We start from the raw sequence: 8897 nt of genomic DNA, 5'->3' as shown, positions 1-8897 counted from the left end.
GATTCTCTCCGATGCTTAAGTCCGTTCGGAGAAGTTGCAGCTTATAGGTATGTAGGTTTTGGCTCAACTTACTTTAGTGACTTTATTCTTTTTCACAAATCCTTACATATTGAGGACATGATAAGTATAGAAAAAGATAAGTACGCTAAAACTCGTTTTGAATATACAGCACTTACGGCAGCTATGAGGTACATCCTAAAAGCTGAAAGCGATGATAGGAGACGGGCAAGGAGAAAACTATATTGCATAATAGCCGGAAGTCCTGTATTGCACCAAGTAAAAGTGCGATGCCTAGGTTGGGCTGCGCCTACGCATTCCAAATATAAAGTTGAATCTTGGTGCTAATGACTAATGACCAATGACCAATGACTCGAAATCCCCCGGCTTGAAGCCGGGGGATGAGTTAACAGCTTGAGTTTAGCATCTTCCATCTCAACGATGCGATCGCCATTGAGTCTTATAGTAAATACTCCCAAACCCTTACAAGGCTAACTATTGAGGAATTGTACAACTTTTTTATACTTCTACAGATTTTAGTAATTTTAGATAAATTGTACAAGTTTATTTTTGGAGATTAGTATTAACGTTAACGCTAATATAATGGTTCTAGCGCCTAAAATTGTACAACTTTTTTAGTTGTTTACAGAAGATTAGCAGCCCAATAGACAACCACCAGAAAACCTCTATAATCGACAAATTATCGAGGTTTATGAGCCACAGTAGCTCTCTCTGGGTTGGGCTTAGGTTTATTTAATGACTCTAGACCGACTTGACCAATTAGGAGGCATCCTCCAACCTGACGGCTGGTGAAGTGGCTGTCGTTTAACCACAAAGTCCAGTTACGATCTGTGAACTGTTAATTTTGCGATTAGTTTATGTCCTGCTTGGAGTCGTGCCGTTGGGGCTGTAACGGATAAATTGGATTTTCTGGAGAAGCTACTGCTGCTTTAGGAATTTCAATTACCGGGTTATTTAGCCCTACCATCAAAGGAGAAGGTGGAATTATAGACGCTGAAGATGTTTGTATTGGTTCTGTTTGTGGTCGTTGTGCCAGTTGCGGCACTCTCGAACCAATAGGTACTAAGCCAGATACTGCACCCATTACACAAGCAGCAAGGGCTGCACCTCCTGCCATCCAGTTTAAACGGGAACGGCGGCGCAAACGTGTCAATACTTGCCCAACTGTTGCTTCTGGCGACTGTTGGGATGCTGGCACTGGGAGAGTCCGCAAGCCTTGGCGCAGTTTTAACAGTCGGGCATACAAGCATTGAACTGAGGCATCATTTGCCAGCCATTCTTCTACTTGCTTGCGTTCAGTTGCTGTGACTTCACCATCGAGATAAGCACTCAATAACTCGAAGCGATCGCGCTTCACCATATCCATAAGACCCGTTGATTCATTGGTATGATTGGCCATTCCATCTGACAAATCTTGAGGAAGTTGCAAAGGAGAACGGTCGTAAAACTGAGAATCCGTAGTCATCTTAACATTATTACCAATTCATACACGGGTAAACTGGGCGGGAGATTCGGAGAAATTAGCCAATTTTCCTCCTCAGGGCAGAAGCGATCTACGTTGTGGGTATTCTTAATCTATGCTGAAATTCTGCCATTGGGCAGAGGCAAGATACTGTAAATTAGGAATCTAGATAATTCTGCAAGTGAGCTTGCAGCCTCGTTCTAGCTCTGGCTATTCTTGACTTCACAGTTCCTAAGGAAACTCCAGTGATTTCGGCAATTTCTTCATAAGCCATGCCTTCGATTTCTCTCAGGACAATGGTAGTACGAAAAACTTCTGGTAAATCCGCGATCGCTTCTCGCAGTTGTTCGTAAAATTCTCTAGTTGTCAGTTCTTCTTCAGGACCGGGAGTATCACCAGCGATTTCCCAATCCATCTCGCCGTCTTCTAACGAACGGGGAGCATCCAGTGACAAAGGACTCATAACCCGCTTGCGTTTCCGTAACTCGTCGTAAAACAAGTTGGTGGCAATGCGGCTTAACCAGCCCCGAAATTTGGCAGGCTCTTGTAATCGGTTGATATTCCGATACACTCGAATCCAAACTTCTTGAGCTAAATCGGCTCTGTCAGCCCAATCTGGAGCCAAGTGGTATAGAACTCTATCAACTTGACTTTGATAGCGGCGTAATAGTTCTGCAAACGCAACACGATCTGGTCGCAGTCCCGCTTGACAGCGCAAAATTAAATCGTGGTTAGGGAGTTTGTCAACTTGCACTGATGCTTCTGGATACTTTGCATCAACCGTTGACCAGGATACAGAGATCGACTGACTCATAGATCGTACTGGCTCTAAATCATCCCTATCTATTAGACCTGCTAATGGGACAGAAGTTCCATGCTAAGGTGACGGATTTATGACTGGAACACTGAGGCAGACAATTTTAGATACATTTATAGCAATAAGGAGGACCACTTTTTCCTTATACTGCTGGCATAGTTAGCCAGGACCCATTAATTAATAAAAGCGCGGCAACATGCACATTTTAATACTTTTTGCAACTGAGTATATACGCTTGATAAAAATAATTAAATCTGGGTATAAGGATGAAGATAAAACTTTTGTAATTCTAACTTCTTAATACCTTTAAAGTTGAGGTATTAATTTCTGGAAGTTGCGTTGCTATGGTAACTAACTATAATGGTGATTTATTTTTTTCACTTTGTTACCAGAATAGCTGCTGATTGTTCTGGTTGTGACCCGTAGGTAGCACCATTATGTTGCTCTGCTACACGAACTTGAAAAAGGAAATTGAGGGAAAATGTAATTGTGACTGCTAAGAATAGTTTTTCAAACATGATTTTTCTCCCACCGACACCACTAAGAATTGATTACTACATTTCAAAAGTTGCACCAGAAAGTCTAAGTATTGGCTTACAACCCCCAGAACTTAGGAGGAATGAGGTTGGTCACTTGGAGTTTTCCTGCTGGAACAATTTGCATAGTCTTAGTTTGCCCAGAGGTGTTGGCAGATTTATAACAGAAATGATAAGTATTGATAAATTTTTGATGATCGGATGATGAACTCATCGAATTACTCGGCTGGATATGTCAGGGATAAATAATAGGCGATGGCAATGGTAAGAAATGAATCTGTAGGGCGGGTGGTAATGTTGCTCTGTTTTGGCACAGCATTTTTATCTTTAGCTGTCCATTGGCGCATTACCACGGCAGAACGGCAGTCTGATAAGTCTGTATCCACTGCGATGCGGCGAGATTCTACCCTAACCAATCCTAAGGGAAGCCGCCCAGAAGGAGTCTACAAAAATCTTTCCCAAGTTAGTTTAGGGGAAATTGCACTGGGTGCATCTGTGCCAGTTGATGAAGCCACCCAAGGCACAACTGCTCAGAGGGTGTTTACACCAAAGTCCTCTGCTATTAAGCCTCAAACTAAGTCGGAAGTAATTAAAAAAAAGAATGTAGCGAAAGCAACTAAGTCGAAAATAATTAAGAAGAATGTAGCCAAAGCGACTAATGCAGGCGCGATTGTCCCCCAAACTCAGCCCCAAATCATTAAAAAGAATGTAGCTAAAGAAACCGAACTACCAACTAAGACGCGGCTGGTGGCACAAGCAGAAAGACAAAATCCAGTTACAGATAGTTGGCCAAAAAGTATATGGTCTCAGGCTTCAGCCCAACAAGTACCATCTAACAGGCTGGCAGATGCTAAGACGCAAGTAGTAGTTGATTTAAGTGATCGCCGGACTTATGTATACGCAGAAGATGAGGTGATAGCTAGCTACCCAATCGCTATAGGTAAGAAAGGTTGGGAAACGCCCACAGGTTCTTTCCAGGTGATTCACATGCGACACTATCCAATTTGGCGTCACCCGATTACAGGTAAAGTATTTGAGGCTGGTACGGATAGTCCCTTGGGAGACAGATGGATTGGTTTTTGGTCAGATGGACGGAATGAAATTGGCTTTCATGGCACGCCGGAAATTGACCTGGTAGGAACGGCTGTATCCCACGGCTGCTTAAGAATGCGTAATTCTGATGTTCGATTGTTATATGAGCAAGTTAGTTTAGGGACAACAGTATTAGTGCGTGATTAATTATAGAGTCATTAGTCATTAGTCTTTTGTCGTTTGTTTAAAACAAATGACCAATGACTAATGACTCTTAAAATTATAATTTTTGCTCAAAGTTAGGTGCGTATGTTTGGAGTAAAGCACTAACTTGGCGTACAACTTCATTTCCAGTGTTTTTACCCAAAGCTTGCCGTTCTGGGAAGAAATTGGGTCGATCGAGGTAACGATTAATCGCCTCACTGATTTGCTGAGAAATCAAGTCTTGCAGTTGTGCCTGAGCAGTTTGGCGCTGGAAGTTAGCACCTTCTTCTGTAGTAGCATATAAAGGTGGTAGCCTGTTGAGAGCGTAAGCAGCAATATCGCCGACATCTAGAGAACTTTCGCTGGTAGCTTCAATTTCTGCGACTCGGGCGATCGCTTCCGTCAGTACCAATTCTTCCATAACGTTAATAAATTGTTTGCGAGGTACCGCCACTACCTCACCAGTCAACAGCGAACCCATTAGCCGATCCAACGCCATATACTCTTCAATTGAGAGTTCCGAGGCATTGTCACAGATTCTACCTACTTCTGCTTCCATTGCTGGTGTTAAATAACCATCCTGGAGAGCTTGTTCTACAATTCTTTCGATGCTCATAATGCTTATCATCATTTATGTTAGCCAAGCAAGGTAGGGACGGTATCAATCTAATTTCTTTTGTGTAATTCTCAGCAAAAAAAATACAAATTATGCACAGAGGCGATCAACTCCGTCTCTACTACTTAACGACCTTAGTTCGCCAAGGTGTTGGATCAACAGATTGTCCGTTGACATACAGACCCCAGTGCAAATGCGGCCCCGTAGAAGCACCTGTTGAACCTACTGCGCCAATTAGTTGACCAGCTTTCACAAAATCACCTTCTTTAACGTTAATACGACTTAGGTGCATGAAAATACTGGTTACTCCTTGACCGTGGTCAATGCCAACTACGTTACCGTGTACCCTAAAACCTTGGGATACCCTACCTACCAAAGCAACTCGCCCAGGGGCTGAGGCAATTACGGATGAACCGGTAGCACCAGCGTAGTCAAGACCACGATGATAGTAGTCCTTTGCAAATGTACCATTATAGTAGCGACGTACACCATAGGTTGTACTCATCCGCCCTGCATTTGGCTTCAGAAATACTCCATTCCAATACTTTTCTGGTGTTTGTAGTGCCTTGAAAGCTGCCACACGCTTAAGTTCATGGTCTGTTGCACCCACTCCGGCTTTGCCAGGTGGTAAAGTAATGCGTTGTACGGGGAACTTGCGATTAAGCACATTCACTGCCAAGTTTTGTACTTGACCATCCCCTATAACCCGAAGTGTTCTAGTTCCAGCTTTTTCTAGCGGAGTTGTGGGAACAAAAGCCCGATACTGATTGGGTGCAATTTCAAAGGCTGGGTAAGTATTCTTACCACTAGCTACTGTTGGATTTGTAGTATTATCGGGATTATCTAGATTAATCTCTACCGAAAGCGTATCCCCTAATTTAGGATTAGTTGGAGTCACCTTTACTTGTAAAGCTTCTACAGGCAATGCGAAGGTGAGAGGGAGAACAGCAAATATTCCCTTTAACACATTTATTGCACGACGATTGGCTGTCAAACTCTTGACATCAAAACCGAGCAACTTCTTGTTTGAACTACTAGCGCTATTCTCAATTATCATAGAGCTACAAAAATCCCTTGCTTGTGTTGCAAAATAGACTAGCTTATTTCTACTAGTGTTTCCTGTTTGAAGTAAATATTGTTGAAAACTATAAATATTGGGAAATCTGTCAGTGACTTATGGATAAGACAAAGGCAGGGAGTAAGATGTTGTTTGCAAAGTAGTTGGCTGCGATCTTAGGCACTCATTGATCCCCAAAACCCCTTAAAAAGGGGGGCAAAAGCCCTTCTAAATCCCACTTTTTAAGGGGGATTTAGGGGGATCTAAACGTTTTGTTACCGAGAAGAGGACTTTTCAAACATCCTCTAAGATACAAGGGAGAATGATTTGTAACTGTAATTTAGTGAATTGATGTTAACTTTAATAACCAAGGTATATTACATTGGCAATAGTCTTAAAATTTAGCTAAATTTATGTTAAAGACGCTCTCTTGGCGTGCTATAGGTATCATTTGTTAGGCAACAAAAGAAACCTGTTAGCATTTAACCATTAGATAATAATACTTGAATAAATTCTTGGAATCAACTGGACACTTGTTCAACTGGACCCTCATAATACACTGTTAGGTTAAAGTTGATGTAGGTAAATCACCAACCCAGGTAAAGCAAGGGCAAGGGTAAAGCGTCAGAAATAACCCCAAAAGATTTAGGCAAAGCTATTTCTAGTAAGTTGTTGAGTATTTAATTTGCACAAATAGGGTGGGCAAGATGCCCACCCTATCATAGATTTTATTGATGTATAGTATAAATTATTTCTAGGATTTTCAGTTCATCTAATCTTAATGCTCGTTTATACACTCGTAACAGATATTACTAATGTTGATATGGGGGTGTCGAGTGTAAAATAACAGTGATTTTACCTAAAATGTTCTCATTCAGAGTTGAGAAGCTAGATTAATAAAGGCTGATCAACTCTAAGCTGATAGTTTTACTTTTGACTTGAGTTTGCCATCTTCCATGTGAACGATGCGATCAGCTATATCTAGGATGCGGTTATCATGAGTAACCATCAAGATAGTACAGCCTTGTTCTTTTGCCAGTTTTTGCATGAGATTGACTACATCTCGTCCCGATTGACTGTCAAGGGCGGCTGTGGGTTCATCTGCCAGGATTATTTGAGGATGACTAACTAAGGCACGAGCGATCGCTACTCGTTGTTTTTGTCCCCCAGATAGTTTATCAGGATAGTAATGTAAATGATTTCCTAATCCTACCTGTTCTAGCATTTGGGCTGATCTAGCTAGCATCTTTTTTAAGCCAAGATGTTTATGCAACTCCAAAGCCATTTTGACGTTTTGGAGTGCTGTTAAACTACCATGCAAGTTATGTGATTGGAAAATATAACCGTTACGGCGTCGCGTCTGTACTAGTTGTTCAGTACTAGAGCCACAAAGTTCTCGTCCCAATACCCGCAAGCTACCAGATTGGGTAGAACGTAATCCACCTACTAAGGTCAGCAAGGTAGTCTTTCCAGAACCAGAGGGCCCAGTCATAATAATGATTTCACCGACGTTAATCTCCAAGTTGATGTTAGATAAAACTTGCTTACGGAGTGAGCCTTGACCAAAATAATGGTCGAGATTCTGGATGGAGATGACGGGAAGCATATTTGGGGAATGGGGAATGGGGAATGGGGATTGGGGATTGGGGATTGGGAATTGGAGATCGGGGATTGGGAATTGGGATTGGAAATATTTTCCAGTCCCCAGTACCCAGTACCCATTTCTAAAACATATCAGCAGGATCGGCGGCTTGGAGTTTGCGGGTTGCGATCGCACCGGAAATTGTACACATAATGATAGTTAGCACTAATACCTGCAATGCTCGAATTGCAGTCATGTACATGGGTAAATTTGTGGCACTGCGAGTCAGTTGGTAAAGTGCTAAGGACACTCCTAATCCGGGTAAGAAGCCCAGCACTGCCAATATCAACGATTCTTCAAGCACCACACCTAGCAGGTAGTAATTGCGATATCCCATTGCTTTAAAGGTCGCGTATTCCCGAACATGGGCATTAACATCGGTGGAAAGGACTTGATAGACGATAATCACGCCCACCACAAAGCCCATCGATACACCCAGGCTGAAAATAAACCCAATTGGGGAATTTGTTCTCCAGAAGTTGTTCTCAAATTCAATAAATTCGGCGTGGGTTAAGACTCTGACATCATCTTTTAGGTAGGCTTTCAATATTGCTGCTACTTTTTTCGGGTCATAACCTGGTTTTACCTTTATCAAACCTAAACTGACACTGCTGGACTGTCGCCCAGAAAATAGCCGCAAAAAGTTTTGATCGCTGGTAATCAAATTGCCATCAGAGCCAAAAGAAGCGCCGACTTGAAATAAGCCACTAATGGTAATTGTGCGCCGTTCTATTTCGGTGGTTAGGGTTTTACCTTGGTCAATTTGAGCGATCGCTTTTTGATAATCTCCTCTAGCACCACGATCAAACAAGACAGCACCTGGCAGCTTGATTGTCTGCAATTGCTGGTTAACATCGGGTAAGTCAAAGGCTGGCTTATCTGGATTAAACCCAATAACTAATACTCCCGCCTCACGGTGTGTTTGAGGATTTTTCCAGATTGTGTTGTTGAAATACATTGGTTCTGCTGACTTCACCCCTGGTATATCCATTGCTTGGTAAAGTCGCCGCCGAGAAAATGTAGACAAGCTTGGCAAGTTACGGGCTTGGGGACTGGTTAAAACAATGTCTGCTTGCAAACTGCGATGCAGTCTAGTGTTACTGTCATACAGCGCAGTCTGAAAGCCCAGTTGCATGAACATGAGAAGATCCGCAAAGGCAATCCCTGACAATGCCACTAAAAGACGGCTTTTTTCATGATTCAGTTGCAGCCATCCAAGAGGGGTTCGCCGTCGCAGTTGTTTAATCACATTATAAGAAGGGGGGAGTGGGGAGTGGGGAGTAGGAGAGGCAGGGGAGGCAGGGGGAGATGAGGAGGATGAGGGAGTGAGGGAAGAAAGATTGAAGAAAGAGACAAGGGGACAAGGGGACAAGGGGAGGAAATCAGATGGGGATTCAGACCCCACCTGATTCAAGTCCACCAAAAAGTGGTGGGGGTCTTAAACCCTTGGGCGTTGCCGCACGACTTGGGGATGGGGAGACAATTCCCCAAGTCTCCTTGTCTCCCCATCCCC

General features: G+C 42.8%; 9 protein-coding genes. 2 read left to right on the top strand and 7 right to left on the bottom strand.

Going from position 1 to position 8897, the window contains the following annotated elements; translation table 11 throughout:
• On the top strand, positions 1–345 hold a 345-nt coding region (locus VE944_RS26235), incomplete at its 5' end, for an O-methyltransferase (protein WP_324984080.1).
• 523 nt (positions 346–868) lie between these two features.
• Here the strand turns inward: VE944_RS26235 and VE944_RS26230 are convergent.
• The 3 genes from VE944_RS26230 to VE944_RS26220 all read right to left on the bottom strand — a co-directional run bounded on the left by VE944_RS26230 (position 869) and on the right by VE944_RS26220 (position 2815).
• Positions 869–1483: an anti-sigma factor family protein gene (locus VE944_RS26230; protein ID WP_324984078.1), complete on the bottom strand. Its 615-nt coding sequence runs from the start codon at positions 1481–1483 to the stop codon at positions 869–871.
• 154 nt (positions 1484–1637) lie between these two features.
• Positions 1638–2294, bottom strand: coding sequence for a sigma-70 family RNA polymerase sigma factor (locus VE944_RS26225; RefSeq protein ID WP_190939988.1), 657 nt, complete (start codon positions 2292–2294; stop codon positions 1638–1640).
• Between the two features lie 380 nt (positions 2295–2674).
• Entirely contained in the window at positions 2675–2815 is a 141-nt protein-coding gene (locus VE944_RS26220) for a hypothetical protein (protein WP_324984070.1), read from the bottom strand.
• A 279-nt stretch (positions 2816–3094) separates the two neighbouring features.
• On the opposite strand from VE944_RS26220, the gene VE944_RS26215 reads away from it, so the two are divergent.
• On the top strand, positions 3095–4072 hold the full coding sequence (locus VE944_RS26215) for a L,D-transpeptidase (protein ID WP_336649328.1): 978 nt from the start codon (positions 3095–3097) through the stop codon (positions 4070–4072).
• Between the two features lie 73 nt (positions 4073–4145).
• Here VE944_RS26215 and VE944_RS26210 read toward each other — a convergent pair whose 3' ends face one another.
• The 4 genes from VE944_RS26210 to devC form a co-directional block, all read right to left on the bottom strand.
• Complete coding sequence (locus VE944_RS26210) at positions 4146–4685, bottom strand: late competence development ComFB family protein (RefSeq protein ID WP_324984064.1); 540 nt, start codon at positions 4683–4685, stop codon at positions 4146–4148.
• A gap of 121 nt (positions 4686–4806) precedes the next feature.
• Positions 4807–5742 (bottom strand): M23 family metallopeptidase, encoded by a 936-nt coding sequence (locus VE944_RS26205; protein ID WP_324984061.1) that lies wholly within the window; start codon positions 5740–5742, stop codon positions 4807–4809.
• Between the two features lie 913 nt (positions 5743–6655).
• Positions 6656–7348 carry a DevA family ABC transporter ATP-binding protein gene (locus tag VE944_RS26200; protein ID WP_324984058.1) on the bottom strand — a complete coding sequence of 231 codons (693 nt, stop codon included), beginning with the start codon at positions 7346–7348 and terminating at the stop codon, positions 6656–6658.
• Positions 7349–7466: 118 nt separating this feature from the next.
• A complete protein-coding gene (gene devC, locus VE944_RS26195) occupies positions 7467–8633 on the bottom strand; it encodes an ABC transporter permease DevC (RefSeq protein ID WP_324984055.1) in 1167 nt (388 codons plus the stop codon).
• Between the last annotated feature and the right edge of the window lie 264 nt (positions 8634–8897).

Source organism: Nostoc sp. (assembly GCF_035638895.1).
In the GTDB taxonomy this organism is placed as follows: domain Bacteria; phylum Cyanobacteriota; class Cyanobacteriia; order Cyanobacteriales; family Nostocaceae; genus Nostoc.
This window is presented reverse-complemented; position numbering and strand designations above follow the sequence as displayed.